21 protein-coding genes are annotated in these 25,209 nt (G+C 68.1%); 10 read left to right on the top strand and 11 right to left on the bottom strand.

Translation table 11 applies throughout. The features are described 5' to 3' along the window. Positions 1-4: 4 nt before the first annotated feature. The 8 genes from WI697_RS06065 to WI697_RS06030 all read right to left on the bottom strand — a co-directional run bounded on the left by WI697_RS06065 (position 5) and on the right by WI697_RS06030 (position 8,024). The gene (locus tag WI697_RS06065; protein ID WP_062769176.1) at positions 5-1,309 is read right to left on the bottom strand and encodes a glycerate kinase type-2 family protein; all 1,305 of its coding nucleotides are present in this window, start codon (positions 1,307-1,309) and stop codon (positions 5-7) included. Then, positions 1,306-2,319 carry a D-2-hydroxyacid dehydrogenase gene (locus WI697_RS06060; RefSeq protein ID WP_062769179.1) on the bottom strand — a complete coding sequence of 338 codons (1,014 nt, stop codon included), beginning with the start codon at positions 2,317-2,319 and terminating at the stop codon, positions 1,306-1,308. Before WI697_RS06060 ends, WI697_RS06065 begins: the two co-directional genes overlap by 4 nt. 3 nt (positions 2,320-2,322) lie before the next feature. Then, the gene (locus tag WI697_RS06055) at positions 2,323-3,582 is read right to left on the bottom strand and encodes a TRAP transporter large permease (RefSeq protein ID WP_062769182.1); all 1,260 of its coding nucleotides are present in this window, start codon (positions 3,580-3,582) and stop codon (positions 2,323-2,325) included. After that, on the bottom strand, positions 3,579-4,127 hold the full coding sequence (locus WI697_RS06050; RefSeq protein WP_062769185.1) for a TRAP transporter small permease: 549 nt from the start codon (positions 4,125-4,127) through the stop codon (positions 3,579-3,581). The genes WI697_RS06055 and WI697_RS06050 overlap by 4 nt, the downstream gene beginning before the upstream one ends. Before the next feature lie 11 nt (positions 4,128-4,138). Then, positions 4,139-5,149 carry a TRAP transporter substrate-binding protein gene (locus WI697_RS06045; protein ID WP_345957808.1) on the bottom strand — a complete coding sequence of 337 codons (1,011 nt, stop codon included), beginning with the start codon at positions 5,147-5,149 and terminating at the stop codon, positions 4,139-4,141. A 128-nt stretch (positions 5,150-5,277) separates the two neighbouring features. Further along, on the bottom strand, positions 5,278-6,309 hold the full coding sequence (locus WI697_RS06040) for a transketolase family protein (RefSeq protein WP_062769191.1): 1,032 nt from the start codon (positions 6,307-6,309) through the stop codon (positions 5,278-5,280). Then, positions 6,306-7,169 carry a transketolase gene (locus WI697_RS06035; RefSeq protein WP_062769194.1) on the bottom strand — a complete coding sequence of 288 codons (864 nt, stop codon included), beginning with the start codon at positions 7,167-7,169 and terminating at the stop codon, positions 6,306-6,308. Before WI697_RS06035 ends, WI697_RS06040 begins: the two co-directional genes overlap by 4 nt. Before the next feature lie 90 nt (positions 7,170-7,259). After that, a complete protein-coding gene (locus WI697_RS06030; protein WP_345957807.1) occupies positions 7,260-8,024 on the bottom strand; it encodes an SDR family NAD(P)-dependent oxidoreductase in 765 nt (254 codons plus the stop codon). 107 nt (positions 8,025-8,131) lie between these two features. On the opposite strand from WI697_RS06030, the gene WI697_RS06025 reads away from it, so the two are divergent. From WI697_RS06025 to WI697_RS05980, 10 genes are all read left to right on the top strand, one after another. Next, positions 8,132-9,031: a LysR substrate-binding domain-containing protein gene (locus WI697_RS06025; RefSeq protein ID WP_345957806.1), complete on the top strand. Its 900-nt coding sequence runs from the start codon at positions 8,132-8,134 to the stop codon at positions 9,029-9,031. Positions 9,032-9,142: 111 nt separating this feature from the next. Then, positions 9,143-9,529, top strand: a complete 387-nt coding sequence (locus WI697_RS06020) for a phasin family protein (protein ID WP_062767384.1) — start codon at positions 9,143-9,145, stop codon at positions 9,527-9,529. A gap of 351 nt (positions 9,530-9,880) precedes the next feature. After that, positions 9,881-11,677, top strand: a complete 1,797-nt coding sequence (locus WI697_RS06015) for an acyl-CoA dehydrogenase (protein ID WP_345957805.1) — start codon at positions 9,881-9,883, stop codon at positions 11,675-11,677. 209 nt (positions 11,678-11,886) lie between these two features. Then, on the top strand, positions 11,887-12,927 hold the full coding sequence (locus WI697_RS06010; RefSeq protein WP_014748371.1) for an MBL fold metallo-hydrolase: 1,041 nt from the start codon (positions 11,887-11,889) through the stop codon (positions 12,925-12,927). Positions 12,928-13,238: 311 nt separating this feature from the next. Beyond that, complete coding sequence (locus WI697_RS06005) at positions 13,239-14,054, top strand: ABC transporter ATP-binding protein (RefSeq protein ID WP_062767390.1); 816 nt, start codon at positions 13,239-13,241, stop codon at positions 14,052-14,054. An 87-nt stretch (positions 14,055-14,141) separates the two neighbouring features. After that, positions 14,142-15,020, top strand: a complete 879-nt coding sequence (locus tag WI697_RS06000; protein WP_296716504.1) for a branched-chain amino acid ABC transporter permease — start codon at positions 14,142-14,144, stop codon at positions 15,018-15,020. 54 nt (positions 15,021-15,074) lie between these two features. Next, positions 15,075-16,118: a branched-chain amino acid ABC transporter permease gene (locus tag WI697_RS05995; RefSeq protein ID WP_062767394.1), complete on the top strand. Its 1,044-nt coding sequence runs from the start codon at positions 15,075-15,077 to the stop codon at positions 16,116-16,118. 80 nt (positions 16,119-16,198) lie between these two features. Further along, a complete protein-coding gene (locus WI697_RS05990; protein ID WP_082828741.1) occupies positions 16,199-17,425 on the top strand; it encodes an ABC transporter substrate-binding protein in 1,227 nt (408 codons plus the stop codon). A 67-nt stretch (positions 17,426-17,492) separates the two neighbouring features. Further along, entirely contained in the window at positions 17,493-18,320 is an 828-nt protein-coding gene (locus WI697_RS05985; protein ID WP_345957804.1) for an ABC transporter ATP-binding protein, read from the top strand. Continuing rightward, entirely contained in the window at positions 18,317-20,122 is a 1,806-nt protein-coding gene (locus WI697_RS05980; RefSeq protein WP_345957802.1) for an AMP-dependent synthetase/ligase, read from the top strand. The genes WI697_RS05985 and WI697_RS05980 overlap by 4 nt, the downstream gene beginning before the upstream one ends. A 27-nt stretch (positions 20,123-20,149) precedes the next feature. Here the strand turns inward: WI697_RS05980 and WI697_RS05975 are convergent, their stop codons facing one another. The 3 genes from WI697_RS05975 to WI697_RS05965 are packed head-to-tail and all read right to left on the bottom strand — an operon-like array spanning position 20,150 to position 24,791. Next, the gene (locus tag WI697_RS05975; protein WP_345957801.1) at positions 20,150-21,430 is read right to left on the bottom strand and encodes a cytochrome c; all 1,281 of its coding nucleotides are present in this window, start codon (positions 21,428-21,430) and stop codon (positions 20,150-20,152) included. Next, on the bottom strand, positions 21,427-21,999 hold the full coding sequence (locus tag WI697_RS05970) for a (2Fe-2S)-binding protein (protein WP_345957800.1): 573 nt from the start codon (positions 21,997-21,999) through the stop codon (positions 21,427-21,429). Before WI697_RS05970 ends, WI697_RS05975 begins: the two co-directional genes overlap by 4 nt. Next, positions 21,996-24,791, bottom strand: a complete 2,796-nt coding sequence (locus WI697_RS05965; RefSeq protein ID WP_345957799.1) for a xanthine dehydrogenase family protein molybdopterin-binding subunit — start codon at positions 24,789-24,791, stop codon at positions 21,996-21,998. The genes WI697_RS05970 and WI697_RS05965 overlap by 4 nt, the downstream gene beginning before the upstream one ends. Between the last annotated feature and the right edge of the window lie 418 nt (positions 24,792-25,209).

Below are 25,209 nucleotides of genomic sequence, written 5' to 3'. Positions count from 1 at the left end.
CGTCTCACCCCGGCAGCGGGTCGATCAGGATCACCCGCAGATCGTTGACATTGGTGCGGGTGGGGCCAGGGTGGAACAGCCCGCCCGCCGCCCGAAAGAAGCCGGTCGAATCATTGCGCAGCAGGGCCGCGCGGGCATCGGTTCCGGCGGCCCGGGCGCGTGCCAGGGTATCGGGGTCGACCAGCGCACCGGCCGGATCGCTGGCGGCACCTGCGCCGCCATCGGTGCCGTCGGTATCGGCTGCCAGCGCCCGGATGCCCGGGGCGCCGTCGAGCGCAATCGCCAGCGCCAGGGCGAATTCCTGATTGGGACCACCCCGGCCGTCGCCGCGGAGCGTGACGGTCAGCTCCCCGCCCGAGATCAGCGCCACCCGGTGCCCTTCTGCCTGAGCCGCCAGGGCCAGCGACGCCTGACGCATGCCTTCGTCCCGCGCTTCGCCAGCAAGATCGCTGCCCAGCAGAACCGGGCGATAGCCGGCTGCGGCTGCTGTCTCGGCGGCTGCGGCCAGCGCATCGGCGGGTCGGGCGATCAGGGTGAAGGAATGCCGGTCGACGGCGGGATCGCCCGGTTTCGGTGTCTCCGCCGCCGGATCCTGCAGTCTCTGGGTGACGGCGGGGGAGTGGGCGATGCTATATCGCTCCAGCACTGCGCTTGCATCCGCCAGCGTGGTCGGGTCGGCGACCGTGGGGCCCGAGGCGATGGCGGCGGGGGCGTCGCCCGGCACGTCCGAGATGGCGAAGCTTTCCAGCCGGCCGCGGATCAGCCCGGCGAGGCGTCCGCCCTTGATCGCCGAAAGATGCCGGCGCACTGCATTGACCTCGTGGATATCGGCCCCGGAGCGGAGCAAAGCGCGGGTCAGCGCCTGTTTCTCCGCAAGATCGATGCCCGGGGCAGGGGACACCCAATTGGCGGACCCCCCGCCCGAGATCAGCGCCAGCACCAGATCCTCCGGGCCTGCCGCCGCCGCCATCGCCAGCACTCGGCGGGTGGCGGAAAGGCCGGCCGCGTCCGGCACCGGATGGCCGGCCTCCACCACCTCCACCCCCGCCGGCAGATCGTCGCCGTCGCGGGGGCCATAGCCATGGCGCACCACCGCCAGGCCCTGCAGGCGATCGGGGGGGAGCCCCGCTGCGCGATACCGGCGGGCCGCGGCCGCGATCATCGCCGCGCCGGCCTTGCCGCAGGCCAGCAGCACCACCCGGCCACGGGGCGGGGCATCGGGCAGATGGGCCGGCAGCACGAGGCCCGGATCGCAGGCGGCCACGGCGGCGTCGAAGATCGCCCGGCGGGGATCGGTACCACCGGTCATGATCCGGCCCCCGGGCCGGCGACGACATTGCGCGGCCGGCCGGCCATGAAGGCCTCGATCAGGTCGATCAGCTGATCGGCGAGCGTCTGGATCGCCTCTTCAGCCGCCCAGGCGACATGGGGGGTGACGATCACATCGGGTCGCTGCGCGATGCGCATCAGCGGATGATCCGGCGCCGGCGGTTCGGCGGTGGCGACGTCGAAACCGGCGCCGGAGATCTGCCCGGCTTCCAGCGCCTCGACCAGGGCGGTTTCATCGACCAGCCCGCCGCGCGCGGTGTTGATCAGCAGGGGCCGGCGGGCCATGCGGGCGAATTCCGGCCGGCCGATCATGTGTCTCGTGCCCGGGCCATGGGGGCCAGGCTCGATCAACGGGGCATGCAGGGTCAGGATGTCGGCGGTTTCCAGCACCCTGTCGAAATCGGTGTAAAGGGGCCCCATGCCTTGCGGCCCCGCGACGTTGCGGCCCTTGTGGGCGGCGAAGACGACATCCAGCCCCAGCGCCGTTCCGATCCGCCCGACCGCGCGGCCGAGCGCGCCGTCGCCGATGATGCCAAGGCGCGATCCCGCCAGATCGCGGATCGGGTGGTCGAAGAAGCAGAACTGCCCGGCCGCCTGCCAGCGCCCGGCCCTGACCGCATCGGCATAGGCCAGAAGGCTGCGGCGCAGGGCGAAGATCAGCGCGAAGGTGTGTTCCGGCACGGTGTGGCGGGCATAGTCGCGGATGTTGCAGACGGTGATGCCGCGCGCGGCACAGGCGGCGAGGTCGACGACATCGGTGCCGGTCGCGGCAACTGCGATCAGCCGCAGATCGGGTGCCGCGTCCAGCGCCTCCGCCCCGATCCGCACCTTGTTGGTGATCACGATACTGGCGCCAGCGATGCGGCCGGCCACCTGATCGGGAGCGGTGCGGTCATGCACCACGACGTCGTGGTCGAAAGCGGGGCGGCGCAGCCGGGTTGCAGGCGACAGCGTCCCGCGGTCCAGAAAGACCAGTCGGGGTGAGGTCATGGATCAGCCGAGGGTGAGGGCGGGGATGAAGCTGAAGGCCAGCACCACCGCAAGCGTGAACAGGTAGAACGGCCAGAGTTCGCGGGTGACCGTCAGGATCGGCACCCGGGCGATCGAGGCCGAGATGAACAGCGTCGTGCCCACCGGCGGCGTGAACAGGCCAACGGCCAGGTTCAGCACCATCATGATGCCCAGCTGCAGCGGGTCGAGCCCGATGGTCTGGGCCAGCGGCACGAAGATCGGCCCCAGCAGCAGGATCGCGGCCGGCAGGTCGATGAACATGCCGACGATCAGCATGATCACGTTCATCGCCAGGATGATCGCCCAGGGGTGGCGCAGGGTTTCCACGCACCAGGCGGCGAAATTCTGCGGGATCTGGGCGAAGGTCATAAGCCAGCCGACGGCGGCCGAGCCCATGATCACCAGCATCACCACGCCGGTTGCGACACCCGCCTGGATCATCGCTTTGACCACCCGGTCGAGGGTGAGATCGCGATAGATCAGCACGCCCGCCGCCATGGCATAGATCGTGGCCAGCACCGAGACTTCGGTGGGCGTGGCGAAGCCGAACCGTAGCAGCACCAGGATCAGCACCGGCAAGGCCAGCGCCGGCAGGGCGCGCAGCCCGACATGGCGGAAGGCCGCCCAGTCGAAAGGGTCGCGATGCAGCGGAAAGCCGCGCAGTCGTGCCGAGATGTTGCAGATCATCACGAAGCCGACCGTGATCAGCACGCCCGGCAGCACGCCGGCAACGAACAGGGCAGCGACCGAGACGCCCGAGACCAGCGAATAGAGGATCAGCGGGATCGAGGGGGGGATCAGGATCGCGATCATCGCCGAGGCAGCATTGTTGGCGGCGACGAAACCGCCGGGATAGCCCTCGCGCTTCTGCCAGGGGATGAGCATCGAGCCGAGCGCCGTGGCATCGGCGACCGCCGATCCCGACACCCCGCCGAAGACTGCCGAACCGACCACCGAGACCGAGGCAAGGCCGCCCCGATAGCGCTGGACCAGCATCTTGGCGAAGCCGATCAGATGGTCGCCCAGCCGGCCGCTCATCATCAGGCTGCCGGCCAGGATGAAGAAGGGCAGGGCCAGCATCGGGAAGGACTGGGTCTGGTTGAACATCTGCTGGGCAATGATGCTGAGCGGCAGCATGCCCTGCGAGATCACCGCGGCACCCGAGGCGATCATCAGCACATGGCCGACCGGCACCGCCAGGATCAGCAGGCCCAGAAAGACGAAGACCATCACGCCGATCATGTCACGCTCTCCTCGGCCGGGGCGGCGGGCAGGGCGGAGATGCCGTTCAGCGCGACCCTGAGCGCGATCGCGGCATTGGCGAAGGCGGCGCCACCGGCGCCAAAGGCCAGTGCCCAATAGGCCCAGGATCGGGAGATGCCGAGCAGCGGGCTCATCTCGATCGAGACGATTTCGATCAGCCCGATCGTCACCTTCAGCAGCAGCAGATAGGCGACCGCGACCAGAAGATGGATCGCCGTGCCCAGCACCCGGGCGCCGCGCGGGCCGAAGAAACCGAACAGCACGTCGACGGCGATATGGGCGCCGCGCTGGACGGCGAGCACGATCCCGGCGGCGATCGCCCAGGGGAACAGGAATTCGGTCGCCTCGTTGATCCAGTCGATGCCACCTTGGGTTGCGGCGTAGCGGATCACCACGTTCACGCCCAACCCAACCAGCATCAGGGACAGCGTCACCAGAAGCACGGCGCGGCAGATCGCGCCCAGCACCCGGTCGACGCCGTCGGCGGCGGCCACGAACGGGCCGCCGGCCGAAAGCGTCTTCATGATTGCCTCCATCAGGCCTTGGCGGCGTCGATCAGGCGCTTGACGAAGCCGCCGAAGGGCTTGTCGATCCAGGCCGCGTTGACCGGCTCGGTCGCCTGCACGAAGGCCGCATGGTCGACCTCGTTCACCGCCACTGCCGGGTTGGCCTTGAAGTCGGCAAGCAGCTTCACGTCCGCTTCGGCCATCAGCCGGCGCTGGAGCACGCCCGCTTCCTTCGCTGCCGCCTTGATCGCCGCAAGCCCATCCTTGCCGACGCGGGCGGCGGCGATCGGCGACATCAGGAAGGGGGTCGATTCCCATTTATGGGCGGTCAGGCTGATGTATTTGTTGACCTCGTAGAGCTTGGAACTCGCGATATTGGCGAGTGGGTTTTCCTGGCCGTCGACCACACCCTGCTGGAGCGCCACGTAAAGTTCGCTGAAGGCGATCTGCTGGGTGGCGGCGCCGAGGGCGGTGAAGATGTAGATCGTCATCGGGTCGGCCGGGGTGCGGATCTTCAGACCCTTCAGGTCCTCGGGCGTTGCCACCGGCCGCCTGGCATTGGTGACGTGGCGGATGCCGTTGTCCCACCAGTCGAGGGGGATCATGCCGACCTTGCCGAAAGCGGCATCCAGATCGGTGCCGATGGGCCCTTCGAGCACGCGGATCGCCGCGGCGGCATCCCTGAACAGGAAGGGCAGGCCCAGCGCCGCGATTTCCGGCACGATGCCCGATGCCGCCCCCTGGCTGTTGGCGGTAAGGTCCAGGCTGCCGGTGCGGATCGAGGTCAGCATGGCGACGTCGTTGCCCAGCTGTTCCGAACCCGCGATGTTGATCGCGATTTCGCCATTGGTCTGTGCCTTGACCAGTTCGGCGAATTTTTCGGCGGCGACGGCGCGCGGATTGCCCGCGGCGGCGCCATGGCCCAGGGTCAGCGTGGTGGCGGCGCGGGCGCGGCCGCCGGTCAGGCTCAGGATCGCCGGGGCGGCAAACAGCCCGGCACCTGCGGCCAGGAAGGTGCGGCGACGCATTTCGATCGGCATGTGGTTTTCCCCCCTTTTGGTCTTTCCGTGTGGCGCCGGCCCGGTTTTCGGTGCCGGTCGTCCGGGTTTGTCCGGCCCGGAACCGGTCTGGTGTCGGCGGGATCGGGCTCCCCCTCAGAGCCCCCCCTTCAGAGCCACCCCTTCACGGCGGTGGTCACGGCTGCGGCCGACAGGCCATAGCGGTCGTGCAGCGTGGGCAGGGCGCCCGCATCCAGGAAGGCATCGGGCAGGGCGATCTGCCGGAAGGCCGGATGAACGCCGCCCCGCATCAGGGTTGCGGCCACCGCCTCGCCCAGCCCGCCCATGATGGTGTGGTTTTCGGCCACCACCACCAGCCGGCCGGGGCGGGCGGCCTCGCGCAGGATGGTTTCGGTGTCGAGCGGCTTGATGGTCGGTACATGCACCACCGCGGCGCCGATCCGGTCGGCAGCGAGCGATTTCGCCGCCTCCAGCACCCGCATGGTCATCAGCCCGCTTGAGATGAACAGTACCTCGGCCCCGTCGCGGAGCAGCTTCGCCTTGCCCAGTTCGAAGCTGTAGTCGTACTCGTCCAGAACCGCCGGGACATTGCCGCGCAGCAGCCGCATGTAGACCGGCCCGTCATGGGCGGCGATCGCCGGCACCGCCTGGGCTATGTCGATCGCGTCGCAGGGATCGACGATGGTCATGTTCGGCAGGCCGCGGAAGATCGCCAGATCCTCGGTCGCCTGATGGCTGGGGCCATAGCCGGTGGTCAGGCCCGGCAGGGCACAGACGATCTTGACCGGCAGGCTTTCCTCGGCGATCGCCATGCAGACGAAATCATAAGCACGGCGCGATGCGAAGACCGCATAGGTGGTGGCGAAGGGGATGAAGCCTTCGCGGGCGAGGCCGGCGGCTGCCCCCATCAGCAGCTGTTCGGCCATGCCCATCTGGTAGAAGCGGTCGGGGAAGGCCTTCGCGAAGACGTGCAGATCGGTGTACTTTGAAAGATCTGCCGTCAGGCCCACGATGTCGGGCCGGGTCTTCGCCAGTTCGACCAGGGCATGGCCGAAGGGGGCGGGTTCGGTGCGCTGGCCCTCGGCCGCCAGCGAGGCGATCATGGCCGAGGTGGTCAGCCGGGGGCGCGAGGGATCGCGGACCGGCGCGGGGCGGCCGGCGGGGCGCTTCAGGGCGGTCATGCGGGCTTTCCTTCGTCGAGCGCAGCCAGGGCCAGCTGCCATTCATCGGGTTCGACCCGGATGAAATGGGTGATCTCGCGGGCTTCGAGGAACGGCACGCCCTTGCACATGGTGGTGTCGCAGATGATGACCCGGGGCTTGGGTTCATCCAGCTCACGTGCGGTGTCGAAGGCCGTGCGCAGCGCATCGATATCGTTGCCGTCGACCCGCTGGACATGCCAGCCAAAGGCCCGGAATTTGTCGGTGACGGGTTCGGCCGACAGCACCTGGCGGGAATGGCCGTCGGCCTGCTGGTCGTTGAAGTCGACCAGCGCGATCAGATTGTCGAGCCGGTGATGGCCGGCCGACATCGCCGCCTCCCAGGTCGAGCCTTCGCCAAGCTCGCCATCGGACATCAGGTTGTAGATGAACGAGGTGGAGGCCTTGCGCTTCAGCCCCAGCGCCATGCCGATCGCGATCGGCAGGCCGTGGCCCAGCGAGCCGCCGGTGATCTCCATGCCCGGGGTATAGGCGGCCATGCCCGACATCGGCAGCCGGCTGTCGTCGGTGCCATAGGTCTCAAGCTCGTCTTCGGGGATGATGCCGGCCTCGATCAGCGCGGCATAAAGGGCGATGGCATAGTGGCCGATCGAGAGCAGGAAGCGGTCCCGCCCCTCCCAGAGCGGATCCTCGGGGCGGTAGCGCAGGGCGTGGAAATAGGAGACGGCGAGCAGATCGGCGACCCCGAGAGCCTGGCCGACATAGCCCTGACCCTGAACCTCGCCCATCCGCACCGCCAGCCGCCGGATGCGCCAGGCGCGCTCCGCCAGACTGACATTGGCCAGCGCGTGCCCACGCGCCGCATCGACATCGGTGGTCATCAAATACCTCGAAGCACTGGAAAGAAGGGAGCATCGCCCGTCGAGGGGCTGCCAAACCGGCGCGGTAGCACCCGCCCGGCGAGGGCCAAATCAATGAATCAGCATGCCGCCGTTCACATCGATCACCGCGCCGGTGATGTAGGACGAGAGGTCCGAGGCGAGAAACAGGCAGGCGCCGGCGACGTCTGCGGCCTCGCCCAGCCGATCGAGCGGGATGGTCTTGCGGATCTCATGGCGCATCTTGTCGGTCAGTTTGCCGCCGGTGATGTCGGTCTGGATAAGGCCGGGGGTGATGCAGTTGACCCGGATGCCGGCCGGGCCGAATTCGCGGGCCATTGCCTTGGCGAGGCCCAGAACCCCCGCCTTGGCGGCGGAGTAGTGCGGGCCGCCGAAGATGCCGCCGCCGCGCTGGGCCGAGACCGAGGACATGCAGGCGATGGAGCCGCCGCCGGCGGCACACATATGCGGGATGATCGCCTGGCTGAGATAGAGCGTGCCGCGCAGGTTGACGTCCTGGATGCGGTCCCAGTCGGGGGGGGTGATGTCGAGCAGCTTTACCGGCTGGGTGACACCGGCATTGTTGACCAGCACGTCGATCCGGCCGCAGGTGGCGATGATCCGGGCGGTGGCTTCAAGGCAGGCCTCGCGGTCGGTGACGTCGCAGGCGAGGCCCAGATGCGGCAGGCCGGCGGGCGTGGCCGGCAGGTCCGCGGCAGCGGCAGACGAGGCCGCTTCGTCAAGATCCAGAATCACCACCCGGGCGCCCTGGTCCGCGAACAGTTTTGCTGTGGCGTAGCCGATGCCGCGCGCACTCGCCGCACCTGAAATCACGGCCGTTCTGCCGTTCAGGAGCATGGTTTCCTCCGCCGTTTTGGGTTTTGATTGACCCAAGCATCGGCAAACCCGCGCAGCCCGACAAACGGGAAGTTTGCATCAATTGATGAATCAGGTTCATCCGTAATATGGCCCCACCGCTGCCGCTTTCCCTGCTTCGTGCCTTCGAGGCCGCCGCACGCACCGGCTCGTTCCGGGCGGCGGCCGAGGAATTGTCCCTGACCCCCAGCGCCGTCAGCCATGCGGTGCGCAAGCTGGAGGATCAGCTGGGCGTGGCCCTGTTCGTGCGGTCCACCCGTGCGGTGCGGCTCAGCCCCGACGGGGCCGCGCTGATCGGCCATGTCGGGCGTGGTTTCGAAGAGATCCGCCGCGGCATCGACCTGATTTCGACCAGCGGCCCCGGGCTGCTGCGGCTGCATTGCGCGCCGAGCTTTGCCGCCACCTGGCTGACGCCGCGGCTGTCGCGCTTTCTGAACGCCAATCCCGAGATCGATGTCCGCCTGGCAGCCAACACCGATTACGCGCGCTTTGAGACCAATGAATTCGATGCCGACATCATTTATGGCGAGGTGCAGCCCCGCGACGGCATCGTGGTCATCCCCCTCGGCGAAGAGACGGTGGTGCCGCTGTGCACCCCGGCCCTGGCGCCCTATATCCGCAAACCTGCCGATCTGCTGCACCAGAGGCTGCTGCAGAGCGACAACAAGCTGATCCGCTGGCCGCATTGGTTCGAGGCGAACGGCCTGGCGCCGCCGCCGGCCCAGGGCGCCCGGTTCGACCGGAGCTTTCTGGCCATCGCGGCAGCGGCCGACGGGCTGGGGGTGGCGCTGGAATCGACCCGGCTGGCCGAACGCGAGATCCGGTCGGGTCTGTTGGTCCGGCCGCTGGCGGGGCGGGCCCGCGATATCACCTATGTCGGCCATCATCTGGTGTTTCCGCGTCTGGCCGCGCGCCAGCCGACCATCCGCGCCCTGCTGCGCTGGCTGGTTGCGGAGCTGGGGCTCGATCCGGCGTTTATCGGCACATGAAACCGACCGGAAGTTGATGCAGATCAAGGTATTGATTTTTGTGACAGGGTAAACGGAAGATGAATGCGACCCCTGCTGTCGCACCGCCCCCCTGAGGTGGAGGAAACAGCCATGACCGTCAGCCCCTCGACATCCGCAGCACCCGAGACGGCGCTTCTGCCGCCGGTGTCTTTCGACACCATGATGACCGGCGGCCGCGAGGCCGTGGAGACCTGGTTCCAGATCAACCGCGCGGTCGTGGATGCGGCCGGGCGGATCGCGCAGGAATACGGCCGGTTCGTGATGGGCCGGCTGAACGACGACTTCGCCAGCCAGAAACAGCTGAGCGCCTGCCGCACGCCGGTCGACTTCATCGAGATGGCGAACGGCTTCGCCCAAAAGGCCGTGCGCGACTATATGGACGAGGCGACCCGCCTGACGGCCATGGCGACCGAGGCCTTTTCGGCCGCGGCCGTCACGCCGGCGCCGTCGGCAGCCCGCCGTCAGGCGGCCGACTGACCACGGTCCCGCCCGCGTCTCCAGGGCCCCCGTGTTTCCAGGGCCCCGTGTCTCCAGGGCCTGGCCCGTCGCCCGTGCAGGCGGCGGTGCCGGGCCCTGTGACGTTTATCCCCTGCACGCGTCTGCCGCAGATGCTATAACGTCGGGCGAAAGCAGCCCGCCTTGCGGCGGGTGGCGGTCGCATCGAGGGGCCGGCTTGTACCAGAGGGGTCCTTCGGGCGGCCCCTGGTGGTGGAATATTGCCAAGCGAGCGTTTGCTTTTCACGCTGGCCGGTCGATCTTTCCAGCCATCTGCATCCTTCTCCCAAGGCCCCGAGCCTTCCCCAGGGCCCCGAGACTCCGAGGACATCCATGTTCGGTTACACGGCACCCATCCGCGACATGCGCTTCGTAATGCGCGAGATCGTCGACATCGAAGGCCTGTCGCAGCTTCCGGGCTGCGATGCGGCGACCCCCGACACCGTGGACGCCATCCTCGAAGAAGCCGGCAAGCTGGCCGGCGGCGTGATCGCGCCGCTGAACCGCACCGGCGACCAGACCGGCTCCAGGGTCGAAAACGGTGTGGTCCGCACGCCGGAAGGCTGGCGCGAGGCCTATCGCCAGTTCGTCGACGGCGGCTGGAACTCGATCCCGTTTGAGCCGGAATTCGGCGGCCAGGGCCTGCCGATCACCGTCGCCTCGGCCTGCGCCGAGATGTGGAATTCGGCCAATATGGCCTGGGGGCTGTGCCCGCTGCTCACCATCGGTGCGGTGGAGGCGCTGACCGCCCACGGCTCCGACGCCCAGAAGCAGACCTATCTGGAAAAGCTGGTCTCGGGCGAGTGGACCGGCACCATGTGCCTGACCGAGCCGCAGGCCGGATCGGATCTGGCGCTGCTGCGGAGCAAGGCGGTGAAGCAGGATGACGGCACCTATGCCATCACCGGCACCAAGATCTTCATCACCTATGGCGAGCACGACCTGACCGAGAACATCGTTCATCTGGTGCTGGCGCGCACCCCGGATGCGCCGGCGGGGGTGAAGGGCATCTCGCTGTTCATCGTGCCCAAATTCCTGGTCAATGCCGACGGCACGCTGGGCCAGCGCAACGACCTGCGCTGCGCGAGCCTGGAGCACAAGCTCGGCATCCATGGCAGCCCGACCGCGGTGATGCAGTTCGGCGACGGTGGCGGTGCCACCGGCTATCTGATCGGCGAAGAGAATCGCGGCCTGCAGTACATGTTCACCATGATGAACAATGCCCGGCTGAATGTCGGCATTCAGGGCTATGCGATCGCCGAGCGCGCCTATCAGCAGGCGCTCGCCTATGCGCAGGAGCGCCGCCAGGGCCGCGCCGCCGGCGCCGAGGGTGCGGCACCGCTGATCATGCATCCGGATGTGCGCCGCAATCTGATGTTGATGAAGTCGCAGACCGAAGCCGCCCGTGCGCTCGGCCTTTATACCGCCGCGATGATCGACCGCGCCCGCCATACCGAGGATGCGGAAGCCCGCCGCCAGGCCCAGCGCCGGGTGGAGGTGATGATCCCGATCGTGAAGGGCTGGTCGACCGATCTGGGCTTCGAACTGGCCTCGACCGGTGTCCAGATCCATGGCGGCATGGGCTATGTGGAAGAGACCGGCGCCGCCCAGCATCTGCGCGACGCCCGCATCTGCCTGATCTACGAGGGCACCAACGGCATTCAGGCGATGGATCTGGTCGGCCGCAAGCTGTCGATGGACAATGGCCAGTCGATCAAGGCGCTGGTCGCCGAGATGGGCGCTGCCGCCGACGCGCTGAAGGCGGTGGAGGGCGATGATGCCGCCACCATCGCCGCCGCGCTGGCCGAGGCGGTGGCTGCCGCCGACGATGCCACCGACTGGTTGATCGCCCGGGCCGGCAGCGATGCCCAGGCCGTGCTCTCGGGTGCCACCGCCTATGCCCGGCTGATGGGCACGGTTGCCGGCGGCTGGATGATGGCGATCTCGGCCGCGGCCGCGATCCGCGGTCTTTCGGAAGGTGCCGATGATGCGGCCTTCCTGGAAGCGAAGCTGATCACCGCCCGCTTCTATGCCGAGCAGGTCCTGCCGCTCGCGGCCGGGCTTGCCCGCACCGTCAAGGCCGGTTCGGCCTCGATCATGGCGCTCAGCCCCGAGCAGTTCGCGGCCTGATCGCCAGGAACATGCGCATGCACCGGGGCCGTGGCGGGCGACCGCCAGGCCCCGGTTGCGGCCCGGTTTTCCAAGACGGCCGCCCAGAAGCCGCGGGGAAGCCTGTGCCGCAGACGACGACGGTCCGAACGCCCGCAGAGGCGGGGGCCGGGATCTGAGAAGACGGATCTGTCTGACGAGGGGGAGGTGATGCAAGGAAAGGCCAAGACATGGATCGTGCCGCCGGGGTCGTCTATCCCCTGACCACGCGCCCGGAGCCGGGGCAGAGCCTGGAGGTCGCCCCGGGCGTCTTCTGGGTCCGGATGCCGCTGCCCTTCGCGCTCAACCACATCAATCTCTGGCTGGTCGACGGGCCCGAGGGCTGGACCGTCGTTGATACCGGCATCAACACCCGCATGACCACCGATCTGTGGGAGCAGGTGTTCGAGGCGACGCTCGGTGGCCGGCCGGTGGTCGACGTGGTCGTCACCCACTACCATCCCGACCATATGGGCCTGGCCGGCTGGATGGTGCGCCGCTGGGAGGGCGCGCGTTTCCATGCCTCGCTGGGTGAATGGCTGATGGCGCGGGCGGTGTGGTTTGAGGTCGCCTCGGGCGCCCATGACGCCAGGCTCTCCTATTACCGCAAGGCGGGGCTGACCACCGACGAGATCGAGGGCATCCACGGCCGCACCAGCGGCTATCGCAAGGGCGTGTCGGAACTGCCGCAAAGCTTCCTGCGCATGAGCCGCGAGGCGAAGGTCGCCTTCGGCGGCGACGAATGGCAGGTGCTGATCGGCCGCGGCCATGCCGTGGAGCATGTCTCGCTCTATTCCGAAAAGCGCAAGGTGCTGATTTCGGGCGATCAGGTTCTGCCCCGGATCAGCCCCAATGTCGCGGTCTGGCCGACCGAACCCGACGGCGACCCGCTGGCGATGTTCCTGGCCGACATGCCGCAATTCCTTGAACTGCCTGAAGACACGCTGGTGCTGCCGGCCCATGACGCGCCGTTTTATGGCCTGCATCACCGGGTCGAAGCGCTGGCCGCCCATCATCACGACCGGCTGGACGCGATCCTGACCGCCTGCCGCGCCGGGCCCTGCACCGTGCGCGACACGTTCCCGCTGCTGTTCGGCAACCGCAAGCTCGATGCCCAGCAGCTGGTCTTCGCCACCGGCGAGGCGCTGGCCCATATCAACAATCTGGTCCACCGCAACGCCATCCGCCGCGAGACCGGTGAGGACGGCATCTGGCGCTTCGTCGCCGTCTGACCGGCGCCGATCCGGCCGGGTTCCACCGGTGCAATCTATCCGTTTGCGGCCAGCCCGCGCCCCTGGACCTCCGGGGGCGCGGGCTGTCGCTTTTACAGCGTGGAAATCTTCTTACCCGCGGGTAATGTCGATTGACACCTACCGGACAGTTTCCTAGCCTGAAGGGACGGGAGTGGTTCTAAAATAATAAAGACCGCCCCGCGAGGGAGGGAGACATTACCGGTGAACGGTCACCATCGACGGCACGGATGCGCCCGTGCCGGGGAGACGGGAGAGGTGCATCCGCGCGTCTGCCGTCGGGCGGGCGCGACATGACGGCCATACTCGAAGTTGAGGGCGTCGGTCTGAAGTTCGGCGGCGTGGCTGCCCTGACCGATGTGTCGCTCACCGTCGAGGAGGGGTCGATCACCACCGTGATCGGCCCCAACGGCGCGGGCAAGACCTCGCTGTTCAACGCCATCTCGGGCTTCTACAAGCCGAACACCGGTACCGTGCGCTTCCGCGGCCGCGACGTCAGTCGCCTGAAGCCGCCGGCCCGTGCCGCGCTGGGGCTTGCCCGCACCTTCCAGAACATCGCCCTGTTCCGCGGCATGACCGTGCTCGACAACATCAAGCTCGGCGCGCATGTCCATCTGAAGACCGGGCTGGTCGATGCCCTGATCTATCGGGGCCGGGCGCGGGCGGAAGAGGCGCGGCTGCGGCAGGAGGTGGAAGAGCGGATCATCGATTTCTTGGAAATCGACCATATCCGCGGCCTGCCGGTCGGCGCCTTGCCCTATGGCCTCCAGAAGCGGGTGGAGCTGGCGCGCGCGCTCGCCATGCGGCCGACCGTGCTGATGCTGGACGAGCCGGTGGCGGGCATGAACCGCGAGGAGCGCGAGGACATGGCCCGCTTCATTCTGGACGTGAAAGAGGAATGGGGCGTCACCGTGCTCATGGTCGAACACGATATGGGCCTGGTGATGGACATTTCCGATCATGTCGCCGTGCTGAATTTCGGCAAGCGCATCGCCGCCGGCCGGCCGGCCGAGGTTCAGAAAGACCCCGAGGTCATCCGCGCCTATCTGGGGGCGGGCGATGTCGGGCAGATGCGCGCACGGCTGGAGGCGGGCCAGGCGGCGGCCTGACCGGCCGACCGTCCCGCTCCCCGGACCAACCCGTCTGACCTGATATCCCCCCTTGCCTGGCATCCTGCATGTGGAAGGAGGCGGCCGTTGGATTGGCTGTTCTTCGGCGAAGTCAGCCTTGCAGGGCTGGCGACCGGCGGGCTCTATGCCCTGATCGCCCTTGGTTTCGTGATCATCTACAAGGCGACGCGGGTCATCAATTTCGCCGTCGGCGAGATGATGATGTTCTCGGCCTATCTGTTCCTCACCTTCGCCGGCATCCTGGACTGGCCCTGGTATGTGTCGCTGCCGCTGGCGGTGATCGGCGGGTCGCTTCTGGGCGGCGTGATCGAGCGGGTCGCGATCCGGCCGATGCTGGGCGAAAACCCGATCTCGGTGGTGATGGTGACGGTGGGCATCGCCAGCGTGCTGATCGGCCTGGCCGAAATGCTCTGGACCGCCGACCCGCAGCTGCTGCCCGATTTCCTGCCGCGAGAGCCGATCATGATCGGCGAGATGTTCGTGGCGCCGAAATCGGGCTGGGCCTTCGTGATCGCGGCCTGCGTGATCGTGGTCTATCTGCTCTATTTCCGCTTCTCCCGCGGCGGCGTGGCGCTCCGCGCCACGGCGTCCGACCAGGCGGCGGCCTATTCGATGGGCATCGCCGTGCCCAAGGTGTTCTCGGCCGCCTGGATGGCCGGGGCCTTCGCGGCCGCGATCTCGGGCATCCTGGTCGCGGCCAGCGGCGGGCTCAGCCCGCAGATGGGCGTGGTCGGGCTGTCGATCCTGGTGATCGTGATCCTGGGCGGGCTCGACAGCATTCTGGGCGCGCTGATCGGCGGGCTGTTCGTGGGCTGGATCGAAACCATCGCCGGCACCTATCTCGGCGGCGAATACCGCCAGCTCGCCACCTTCTCTCTGCTGGCGGCGATCCTGATCGTCCGCCCCTACGGCCTGTTCGGCACCCGCGAGATCGAGCGTCTCTGACCGGGTGTCTGTCCCCGTTCCCTTCGCCACCACCGCACCGGAGACCGGATCGCGATGCGTATCGGTGACGCCAAGACCAGCTATATCGCCGACGAGATGATCTTCGACACGCCCGTGCGCCGGGCGTGGTTCGCGGCCCTGATCGTCGCCATCCTGGTCTTTCCCCTGATCGGCAACGACTACACCATCTATCTGGCCTGTCTGGTCGCGATCAACGTGATCAGCGCCACCGGGCTCAACATCCTGACCGGCTTCACCGGCCAGATCTCGCTCGGCCAGGCGGCCTTCATGGGGATCGGCGGCTACACGGTCGCGGTGCTCGCCAGCCGCTGGGGGGTGCCCTTCATCCTGACCCTGCCGCTGGCGGGGCTTGCCTCCGCCGCCTTCGGCGTGCTGGTCGGCCTGCCCTCGCTCAGGGTCAAGGGGCTCTATCTCGCGATCGCGACGCTCGCCGCCTCGGTCATCGCCCATTTCGTCTTCGCCCATTGGGACCCGGTCACCGGCGGTATCGGCGGGCTGCAGGTGCCGCCGGCCGACCTCTTCGGCCTGGTGCTGGGCGACGACCGGTCGATGTACTGGCTGATCATGGGGGTGGCGGTGATCGCCTGCATGGGCGCGCGCAACCTGTTCCGCACCCGGGTCGGTCGCGCCTTCATCGCCATCCGCGACCGCGACATCTCGGCCGAAGTGCTGGGCATCGACCTGTTGCGGTGGAAGCTCTACGCCTTCGCGCTCAGCTCTTTCTATGCGGGCGTCGCCGGTGGGCTCTTCGCCTATTTCTTCCGGGTGGTGACGCCCGAAAGCTTCCCGCTCACCATGTCGATCTTCTTCCTGGCCGCGATCATCGTCGGCGGGATGGGCTCGATCCTGGGCGGCATTCTGGGGGCGATCTTCATGACCCTGGTGCCCGAGGCCCTGCGCTTCGTCACCACCATGGTCACCCCCTTCTATCCGCAGGCCCCGGTCGTGCTGTCGCCGATGCGCGAGGTGGTCTTCGGCCTGCTGATCGTTCTGTTCCTGATCTTCGAACCCCATGGCCTGGCCGAGATGTGGCGCAGGCTCCGGCGGTTCTTCCACCTCTGGCCCTTCCGCACCTGACCGGTGCCCGGGGCCTGCCCGATCGTCAACGACCGCCGGCCAGAACCGGCGGCAGGCGTCCTTTCAGGGAGGAGACACCCATGTCCAGCACCATGCGCGGCCTCTCGCGCCGCGATCTCCTGAAATATGGCGGCGGTGCCGCGGCCCTCGGCCTTGCGCTCAAATCCGGGCTCGATCCGCGGAGCGCGCTTGCCGCCGACGACATCGTGATCGGCGGCTCGCTGCCGATGACCGGCGTCTTCGCCTTTGCCGGGATCGCCGGCCATCAGGGGCTGAACGATTTCGTCGAATGGAAGAACGCCAATGGCGGCGTCGCCGGGCGCCAGCTGCGCTATGTGATGGAAGACACCGGCTACAAGGTCGACGTGTCGGTGGCGGCCTTCAAGAAGATCACCGCCGCCCACAAGCCGCCCTTCTATTTCGGCGACAGCACCGGCTTCGAAAAGGCGATCGCCTCGGAACTGGTTCAGCTGGGCACGACGGTGATGTCGGGGGCGAGCTTCGCTTCGGAACTGGCCGATCCCGGCCGCTACCCCTATCACTTCATCGCCGGCCCCAGCTATGCCGAGCAGGTCGGCATCCTGCTGCAATACATCAAGAACGAGGCCTCGGGCGGCTCGGCGCCCAAGCTGGCGCTGGTCTACAGCGACACCGAATTCGGCCGCGACCCGATCGCCTCGGCTAAGGCGCGCGCCAAGGCGCTGGGCATCGAGCTGGTCGACGAGATCGTGACCAAACCCGGCAGCGTCGACGTCTCGGCCGAGGTGCTGAAGCTGCGCCGCTCGCGCCCCGACTATGTGATCTTCCACGGCTATGTGCTGTCGCCGATCAACGAATTCATCGTTCAGATGAAGCAGATGGGCCTGAAGACGAAGTTCATGGGCACCTATTACACCATGGACAAGCTGCTGATCGATCAGGTGGGCGAGCCCTCCGACGGCTTCATGGGCGTGATGCCCTACAACTATTACGACAGTGACGCCAGCGGCGCCAATTTCGAGGCCATGCGGGCCTGGACGAAGCAGCATGCGCCGGACGTGACCTATCGCCCCGTCCCCTATGTCGCCAGCTGGTTCACCGGTATGCTCTTCGCCGAAATCGCCCGGCGGGTGATTGAGGGCGGCCAGGAGATGACCGCCAAAAACATGAAGGCGGCGCTGGAAAGCATCGAGAACTGGGACACCGGCGGCATCATCGGCCTGCCGATTTCGATGAAGACCCATTCGGTGCCGGTGGGCCGCATCTACCAGGTCAAGTTCTCGGAGAAGCGCTACGTGCCGGCCTCCGACTGGATCGCGCTCACCTGACCTCGTCCGACCGACGGCCGGCCCGGGACAGGTGTCCGGGCCGGCCACAGCCACCGGGGCCCTGCCGATGACGTCAGCCTCTCCCGATCCTCTGCTCGATATCGAGAACATAGAGGTCGTCTACAATCACACGGTGCAGGTGCTGCGCGGGCTGTCGATCCGCGTCGCCCCCGGCGCGATCGTGGCCCTGCTCGGCGCCAATGGCGCCGGCAAATCCACCACGCTCAAGACCGTGTCCGGCCTGATCCGGCTGGAGAATGGCGGGCTGACCGCCGGCCATGTCCGCTTCCGCGGCCGCGAGGCCTGGGGGCGGGAACCCGACCGGCTGGTCCATGACGGGCTGTTCCATGTGATGGAAGGCCGCCGGGTCTTCGAGGATCTGACGGTCGAAGAGAACCTGATCGCCGCGACCTATGCCCGCAGCGCCGGCAGTGTCGGGTCCACCGACGACGCGCTGGCCATGGTCTACGGCTATTTCCCGCGGCTGAAAGAGCGGCGCAAGGGGCTGGCCGGCTATCTGTCGGGCGGGGAGCAGCAGATGCTGGCCATCGGCCGGGCGCTGGTGGCGGAGCCGCAGCTGATCATGCTCGACGAGCCGTCGCTGGGCCTCGCCCCCATGGTGGTGGAAGAGATCTTCTCGATCGTGCTGCGCATCAACCGCGAGCGCGGGGCCGCGGTGCTGCTGGTGGAACAGAATGCCGCCATCGCGCTGGCGGTGGCGGATTATGCCTACATCATGGAAAGCGGCCGGGTGGTGATCGACGGTACGCCGGCCCAGCTTGCCGCCAATCAGGACGTGCAGGAATTCTATCTGGGCCATGGCGGCGAGGATGGCGGCGGCCGGTCCTTCCGCGACATCAAGCATTACAAGCGGCGCAAGCGGTGGCTGTCATGACCATGGCGATTCCGACCCTGACCATGCCCCAGATGCTGCGCGAGCATGCCCGCCGGCAGGGCGACCGGCTCGCGATCCGCCAGAAGGATTACGGCATCTGGCAGCCGATCACCTGGGCCGGCTATTTCGCGCGCGCCCGCGCCTTCGGCCTGGGGCTGGAGGTGCTGGGGGTGGGCGCCGGCGGCCATGTCGGCGTGCTGTCCGAAAACCGCGCCGAATGGGTGATCGCCCAGCTGGGCACCGGCATCATCGGTGCGGTCACCGTCGGCGTCTATCCGACCAGCCCGGCGGGGGAGGTGGCCTATGTGCTCGCCCATGCCGATGTCGACGTGGTGGTGGTCGAAGATCAGGAACAGGCCGACAAGGTGCTGGAACGGCGGGCGGAGCTGCCGCGACTGCGCCGGATCGTGGTCGTCGACATGCGCGGCCTGCGCGGCTATGACGAGCCCGACCTGATCCCCTTCGACGAGGTGGAACGGCTGGGCGCCGAACACCATGCCGCCGATCCCGGCCGGGCCGATGCGCTGCTCGATGCCCAGACGCTCGATGACACCGCGCTCATGATCTACACCTCGGGCTCGACCGGAAAGCCCAAAGGTGCCGTGATCACCTATCGCAACATCACCCATGTCGTGCCCGGGCTGGTCGCGCGGCTGCATCTGGACGGCGAGGCCTCCAGCCTCAGCTATCTGCCGCTCTGCCATGTCGCCGAACAGGCGATGACCAATTTCGCACCGCTCTATCTGGGCAGCCGGATCTCGTTCGGCGAAAGCCTGCGCACGGTGCAGTCGGATCTGCGCGAGGTGGCGCCCAGCTTCTTCATGGGCGTGCCGCGGATCTGGGAAAAGCTGCACGCCGCGATCCATATCAAGATGGCCGAGACCGGCGGCTGGCGGAAGGCGCTGTTCGACCGGGCGGTCCGCGATTGCACGCCGCTTGCCTGGAAGCCGCGCCGCGACTGGACGATGGCCCAGCGGCTGCGCTTCGGGCTCTGGTATCTGCTGGTGTTCCGGGCGCTGCAGAACTTCATCGGCCTGCGCCGGGCGCATGTCGCCATCACCGGCGCGGCCCCGATCTCGCCTGAGATCCTGCGCTTCTTCCGCACCATCGGCGTGCCGCTGGTCGAGGCCTATGGCCAGACCGAGACCTCGGGCGTGGCCATCGGTCAGGCGCCCGAGGATGCGCGCCCTGGCATGGTCGGCACCGCCGTCGAGGGGGTGGAGGTAAAGCTCGACCCCGCCACCGGCGAAATCCTGGTGCGGGGCGGCTCGGTCTTTGCCGGCTATTACAAGAACGAGGCCGCGACCCGCGACACCATCCGCGACGGCTGGCTGCACACCGGCGATGTCGGGGAAGAGGTCGACGGCCATATCCGCATCGTCGACCGGATCAAGGACATCATGATCACCGCCGGCGGCAAGAATCTGTCGCCGACCGAGATCGAGAACGCTGCCAAATCCAGCCCCTATGTCAAGGAATGCGTGGTGATCGGCGACCGGCGCAAATACGTCGCCGCCCTGATCCAGATCGATTACGACACCGTCGCGCGCTGGGCGGAAGAGCAGGGCATCGCCTATACCACCTTCCGCTCGCTAGCCGAAAACCCCAAGGTCCGGGCCCTGATCGAGGCCGAAATCGCCCGCGCCAATGCCGGCCTCGCCCCGGTGTCGCAGATCCGTCGCTTCCATCTGCTGACCAAGGAACTGGACCATGACGACGACGAAGTGACGGCGACCATGAAGATCCGGCGCAGCAATGTGTACAGGAAGTACACGGATGTCATCGAAGGGCTTTATGCCTGAGACGGATGGAGCCTGAGGCAGGGCCGCTCAGCGCGGCCCCACCTCCGCCACCCGCTCTGCGGTGACGTCGCCGGGCTGTCCGCCCCAGCGGCGGCGCAGATAGTTGACCAGCGCCGCCATCTCGCCGTCGTCGAGCAGGTCGCCGAAGGCCGGCATTTCCTGCATCCGGCCGGTGCCGGCGAGCGGGCGGGCCGGAATGCCGTCGCGGATCACCTTCACCAGATTGCGCGGGTCCTGCAGCATGGCGGTGGTGTTGCTGGCAAGCGGCGGCGAGGCGGCGGGGTGGCCTTCGCCATCGGCCCCGTGGCAGCCGGCGCAGAAGCCCAGATAGATGTCGTGGCCGGGGTTCTGCGTATGGCCGGTCGTGACCGGTTCGGGCCGTGTCGGGGGCGGGGCCCCCTCGGTCAGATAGGCGGCGATCGCCCCCACATCCTCTGCCGTCAGATAGCGGGTGGAATGGTGGAGCACCGGATACATCCGGAAAGTCATCGTCCCCTGGGGCGAAAGGCCGGTCGACAGGAAACCGGTCAGATCTTCCGCCGTCCAGCCGCGGGCCGAGAGGCCGGCCGGGGTGATGTCGGGGGCGAGCGCACCTTCGATCACCTCGCCCTGAAGATGCCGGTCGTCTTCCATCGCATAAGCCAGGTTGCGGGGGGTATGGCATTCGCCGCAATGGCCCAGCACCTCGACCAGATAGCGGCCGCGGGCGTGATCGCCGGCCGGCGCGGCACTGCCTGCAGGCGGGGGCAGATCACCCGGCTCGGGCCGGAAGACCAGGTTCCAGAAGGCGATCGCCGGCCGGATGTTGAAGGGGAAGGCCAGATCCGGCGGCCGGTTCGGCTTCTCCACCGCCGGCAGGCTGGCGAGATAGGCCGAGAGCGCATCCACATCCGCCCGGGTCATGGCGTGATAGGACGTATAGGGCATGGCCGGATACAGCCGGCCGCCATCGGGGAGAATGCCGTAGACCAGCGCCCGATAGAGATCGTCCGCGCTCCAGCCGCCGATGCCGTGATCGTGCGAGGGCGTGATATTGGTGCCGTAGATCGTGCCGACCGGGGTTTCCATCGGCAGCCCGCCGGCATAGGCGCGGCCATCCTCGGCCACATGGCAGGCGGCGCAGTCGGCGGCACGGGCGATGTAGCGGCCTCTTTCCACCAGCCGGGTGCGCTGGCCCGCATCCAGCCGGGCCAGGTCCACCGTCGCAGGTGGGATCGGCCCGGCGCCGGTCAGCAGCGGCACCGCCACCACTGCTACGACCACGACAACGACCAGGGCAAGCGCCCCCAGAATCAGCCGCCGCCTCATGATCCGTCATCCCGTTTGCTCGCCGGCCGGTCGGTGGTCAGACCCGGCGTCGACAGGATCACGTCGCGCACCGCGGCCAGATAGCGGACATAACCGGTGCAGCGGCAGATATGCCGGTCCATGCCTTCCAGCACCACGCGCTCCACATCCCGGCGCGGCACCGGCTCGCGGGCCAGGCGTTCGATCAGCACGGTCGCGCCGTTGACGAAACCCGGGGTGCAATAGCTGCACTGGAAGGAGAAATGGGTCAGATAGGCCTGCTGGATGGCGGAAAGCGCCAGGCTGCCATCCTCGTTCCGCCTGGCATGGCCTTCGACGGTGCGGACCCGCGCCCCATCCAGATGGGCGACGCCGGTCACGCAGCTGGGCACCGCCCGCGACCGGCCGTCGGGGCGGTCCAGGATCACGGTGCAGGCACGGCAGACCCCTTGACCACAGCCATAGCGCGTGCCGGTCAGGTTCAGATATTCCTGCAGGAATTCAAGCAGCATCAGGTCTTCGGGCACCTCGACCGGGCCGGTATCCCGGCCGTTGACGGTCAGCCGCACCGATCTGGTGGCGGGGATCACAGCAGCACCTCCCTGATCTTTTCGGGGCGGATCGGCAGGTCGCGGAAGCGGTGGCCGATCGCATGGGCGATGCCGTTGGCGAGCGCCGCCACGATCGGGATCATGGTCACCTCGGCGATGCCCTTGGGCGGATCGGTGGGCGAAAGCGGCGGCAGCACCTGGCCGGTCTGCGACCAGACCGCGACATCCGATGCACGTGGCAGGCGGTAGCGGTTGAAGTTCCAGGTACCGTTGCCCGGCCCGTCCTCATACAGCGGCAATTCCTCGAACAGGGCATGGCCGATGCCCATGGCGATGCCGCCCTGCAGCTGGCCCGAGACCAGCTCGGGCACGATCATGTTGCCGCATTCCATCCACGAGTGGTGCGACAGCAGCCGGACCTCGCCCGAACCCCCGTTCACCGACAGCTCGACCAGGGTTGCGACCGGCGCGTAATAGACCACGGCGGCATTGTTGCGCTGGACGGGCGGGTAGAAGACCCGCCGGCGGGGCTGGAAGTCATAGCCGCCATCGCCCCGGCGTAGCGCCAGCGCATCGATCGGCCAGCGGTGGGTGCCGTCCTCCAGCTCGAACTCCGCCTCGGTCCAGGACCAGCGGTTGAAGGTATGGACCACGACGCCGGTCACCAGCCCCATCTGATGGGCGCGGGCCGCCAGCCTGGCCAGCGGCAGCGGCTCCAGCGAGGCCGCGACCAGCAACCCGTCGCGCCAGACCGCCTCCTCGCGCCGGATCGCGAGCGGGGCCGCCTGGCCGCCGCCGATGCCCTCGCGCCAGATCGACAGCGCCGCCGGCCACAGCCCGCGTTCGAACAGGATCCGCGCCGCCTCCCGCGTTGCATGCGACAGGTAATAGGCCGAGTTGGAGGCGCTGCGCGGCGAGGTGATCCGCGGTACCCAATGGGGATCGCGCGCCGCCTGATCCTGCGCCGCCTGCGACATGGTATAGGGCTCGTCATTCGAGGTAAGCGGCAGTTCCGGCCAGTCGGTCACCGCAAATTCGGCATCATGGGCCGGCCGGCCCAGCCAGTCCGCCACCACCAGCATCTGCGACGAGGTCGACCCGTTGCCGATCTCGTTGCAGACATGGCGAAGATGGATATGGCCGTCGGCGCCCAGCGCCACCCGGGCGATCGCCGCCTCGGCGCCGGTGCCGTAATCCTTCTGCACCGCGGCGAAGCCCACCCCGTAGTGATGACCGGGATGGTCCTGGTCGTGCAGCCGCTTGCGCTCGTGCCGTTCGGTCCAGAGCGGGTGGCGGGCGGCGGCCTCCAGCAGTTCGCCTGCCCTGAGCAGCCCGGCCGGCACGGCGCCCTGGGTGTTCTTCATGCCCGCGGTCAGCAGGTTGCGCCGGCGCAGTTCGATGGCGTCCAGCCCCAGCTCGTCTGCGATCTCGTCGACCAGCATCTCGGTCGCGCTCATCGATTGCAGCGTGCCATAGCCGCGCATCGACCCGGCGGTCGGGGCGCGCGACGCCTCCACCCGCACCGACAGGTCGCTTTGCGGAAAATAGTAGATCGACTGCGCCGCACTTGCCGCGACCTCGCCCACCGAGGGGCTGAAATTCATCCGCCCGCCGCCATCGCCCAGCAGATCCATGCGCAGCGTATGGAACTGCCCCGTCCGGCGGTCGACCGCGATCGCCGCATCGATCCGGAAGGGGTGGCGCTTGATCGCGGTCTGGAAATGCTCCCACCGGTTCAGCGCCAGCCGCACCGGCCGGCCATCGGCGTAAAGCGCGGCCATGGCCGCGTAATAGGGCAGGGAATGATGTTCCTTCTGGCCGTAGCCGACGGTGTAGCCGGCATTGAAGCGCAGTTCGTCCAGCCGGAACCGGCTGGCCCGGACCATGGCGATCACATGGGTGGCGTTGGTATAGGGCGACTGGGTGCCGGTCACCAGATGCAGGCGCCCCGCGGCCGGGTCGTACCAGGCATTGCCGTTGTCGGGTTCCAGCGCCGCCGGGTCGACATAGGGCGAATGATATTCCCGCCGGAAGACCGCAAGATCGTGGTCGGCGCTCTCCAGGCTGCGGGCGATCTCTTCTGCGGCATGCATGGCGCGCGCCGCCGCATCCCCCTCTGCATCGGCCGCCGGCCAGTCGTTGCTGTCGGCGGGCGGGCGCAGCACCGTGCCGGTCATGGGGGAATAGATGTCGGGGGCGAAGGGGGTGGCCCCGCCGATGCGCACGAAGCGCGCGCGACCATAGGGCGGTCGGGCCTGCACCCCCGTCTCCCGGCCATAGCGGATGGCATCCTGGTTGAACTGCAGCAGCTGCTTCGCCCGGCGGAAGCGCGGATAGTCGTGATAGATCAGCAGCGCCACCGGCTGGCCCAGCAGAGGCGGTATCTCTCCGGATCTGAGCAGCAGGTCGCCATAGAAATCGGGTTCGGGCATGGCCACGCCGTCGGCCGCAAGCTCGGTCGCGGTGACCAGCCGGTCGGGCGCAAGTTCGGGCGGCAGCATCGACAGGTCGACACCCTCGAACACCCGGTCGGCCTGGGTTGCGCGCAGCAGGAAGGCATGGGCCTGGGTCTTGGGCCAGCCGGGCATGTCCCGGGCGCGGATGTCGACCGCGAACACCTTGTCGCCGGTCACCTTGCGGATGCCGTCATGGCGAAAGCGGATGCGCCCCGACTCGTCCAGCCAGTCGGGCGGGCGGGTGCTGCGTTCGGGGATCATCGCCCCCAGGGCCTGGCCCAGCGGCATGACCGATGCGGTCACCCCCGCAGCGGCGGCGGCGCGCAGAAAATCCCGGCGCGAGATGTCCGTCGGGCGCGACACGTCCCTCTCCATCCCTGAAGTGCACTCAACGGGCCGGCCGCAGGAACGACACGGATCCCGTGACATGCCAACCTCAGGGGCGGCGATCGGGTTCCATCGGCAGGGATGCGGAAAGCGAGGAGAGGAGGGGAAGGGCGGGCAAAAAAAACGGCCCCGACGGGGGAAGCGTCGGGGCCGTGATGCGGTGACCGGTCCGTCTTGCGGCCCGGCGATGCGGCCCCTTGGGGAGAGGGGCGGACGGTGGGGCCGAGGGAGGGCGGCCGGACCGTCGTCAAGGCATCGCGGGGCAGGTCGCAAGTGGGGAACGACCGGTCCCGTCGGCGTCGCGCAGCACTCGGGCCTGAGGGAGGGCAGGCGGAGGCGCAGCAGACGCCGGGCTGGGGTCGGGCCGGTTGCCGAGGGAGGGCGGCAGCGGCCCGGGCAGGCTGAA

The sequence above is a fragment of the Tistrella mobilis genome, assembly GCF_039634785.1.
Taxonomy (GTDB): Bacteria; Pseudomonadota; Alphaproteobacteria; order Tistrellales; family Tistrellaceae; genus Tistrella; species Tistrella mobilis.
The sequence above is the reverse complement of the archived record's forward strand: the minus strand, read 5'-3'. Positions and strand labels throughout refer to the sequence as shown.

Coding starts and splice junctions, on each gene's coding strand:
- WI697_RS06065 (WP_062769176.1), bottom strand. CDS start 1,309: ATGACCGGTGGTACCGATCCCCGCCGGGCGATCTTCGACGCCGCCGTG.
- WI697_RS06060 (WP_062769179.1), bottom strand. CDS start 2,319: ATGACCTCACCCCGACTGGTCTTTCTGGACCGCGGGACGCTGTCGCCT.
- WI697_RS06055 (WP_062769182.1), bottom strand. CDS start 3,582: ATGATCGGCGTGATGGTCTTCGTCTTTCTGGGCCTGCTGATCCTGGCG.
- WI697_RS06050 (WP_062769185.1), bottom strand. CDS start 4,127: ATGAAGACGCTTTCGGCCGGCGGCCCGTTCGTGGCCGCCGCCGACGGC.
- WI697_RS06045 (WP_345957808.1), bottom strand. CDS start 5,149: ATGCCGATCGAAATGCGTCGCCGCACCTTCCTGGCCGCAGGTGCCGGG.
- WI697_RS06040 (WP_062769191.1), bottom strand. CDS start 6,309: ATGACCGCCCTGAAGCGCCCCGCCGGCCGCCCCGCGCCGGTCCGCGAT.
- WI697_RS06035 (WP_062769194.1), bottom strand. CDS start 7,169: ATGACCACCGATGTCGATGCGGCGCGTGGGCACGCGCTGGCCAATGTC.
- WI697_RS06030 (WP_345957807.1), bottom strand. CDS start 8,024: ATGCTCCTGAACGGCAGAACGGCCGTGATTTCAGGTGCGGCGAGTGCG.
- WI697_RS06025 (WP_345957806.1), top strand. CDS start 8,132: ATGGCCCCACCGCTGCCGCTTTCCCTGCTTCGTGCCTTCGAGGCCGCC.
- WI697_RS06020 (WP_062767384.1), top strand. CDS start 9,143: ATGACCGTCAGCCCCTCGACATCCGCAGCACCCGAGACGGCGCTTCTG.
- WI697_RS06015 (WP_345957805.1), top strand. CDS start 9,881: ATGTTCGGTTACACGGCACCCATCCGCGACATGCGCTTCGTAATGCGC.
- WI697_RS06010 (WP_014748371.1), top strand. CDS start 11,887: ATGGATCGTGCCGCCGGGGTCGTCTATCCCCTGACCACGCGCCCGGAG.
- WI697_RS06005 (WP_062767390.1), top strand. CDS start 13,239: ATGACGGCCATACTCGAAGTTGAGGGCGTCGGTCTGAAGTTCGGCGGC.
- WI697_RS05995 (WP_062767394.1), top strand. CDS start 15,075: ATGCGTATCGGTGACGCCAAGACCAGCTATATCGCCGACGAGATGATC.
- WI697_RS05990 (WP_082828741.1), top strand. CDS start 16,199: ATGTCCAGCACCATGCGCGGCCTCTCGCGCCGCGATCTCCTGAAATAT.
- WI697_RS05985 (WP_345957804.1), top strand. CDS start 17,493: ATGACGTCAGCCTCTCCCGATCCTCTGCTCGATATCGAGAACATAGAG.
- WI697_RS05980 (WP_345957802.1), top strand. CDS start 18,317: ATGACCATGGCGATTCCGACCCTGACCATGCCCCAGATGCTGCGCGAG.
- WI697_RS05975 (WP_345957801.1), bottom strand. CDS start 21,430: ATGAGGCGGCGGCTGATTCTGGGGGCGCTTGCCCTGGTCGTTGTCGTG.
- WI697_RS05965 (WP_345957799.1), bottom strand. CDS start 24,791: ATGGAGAGGGACGTGTCGCGCCCGACGGACATCTCGCGCCGGGATTTT.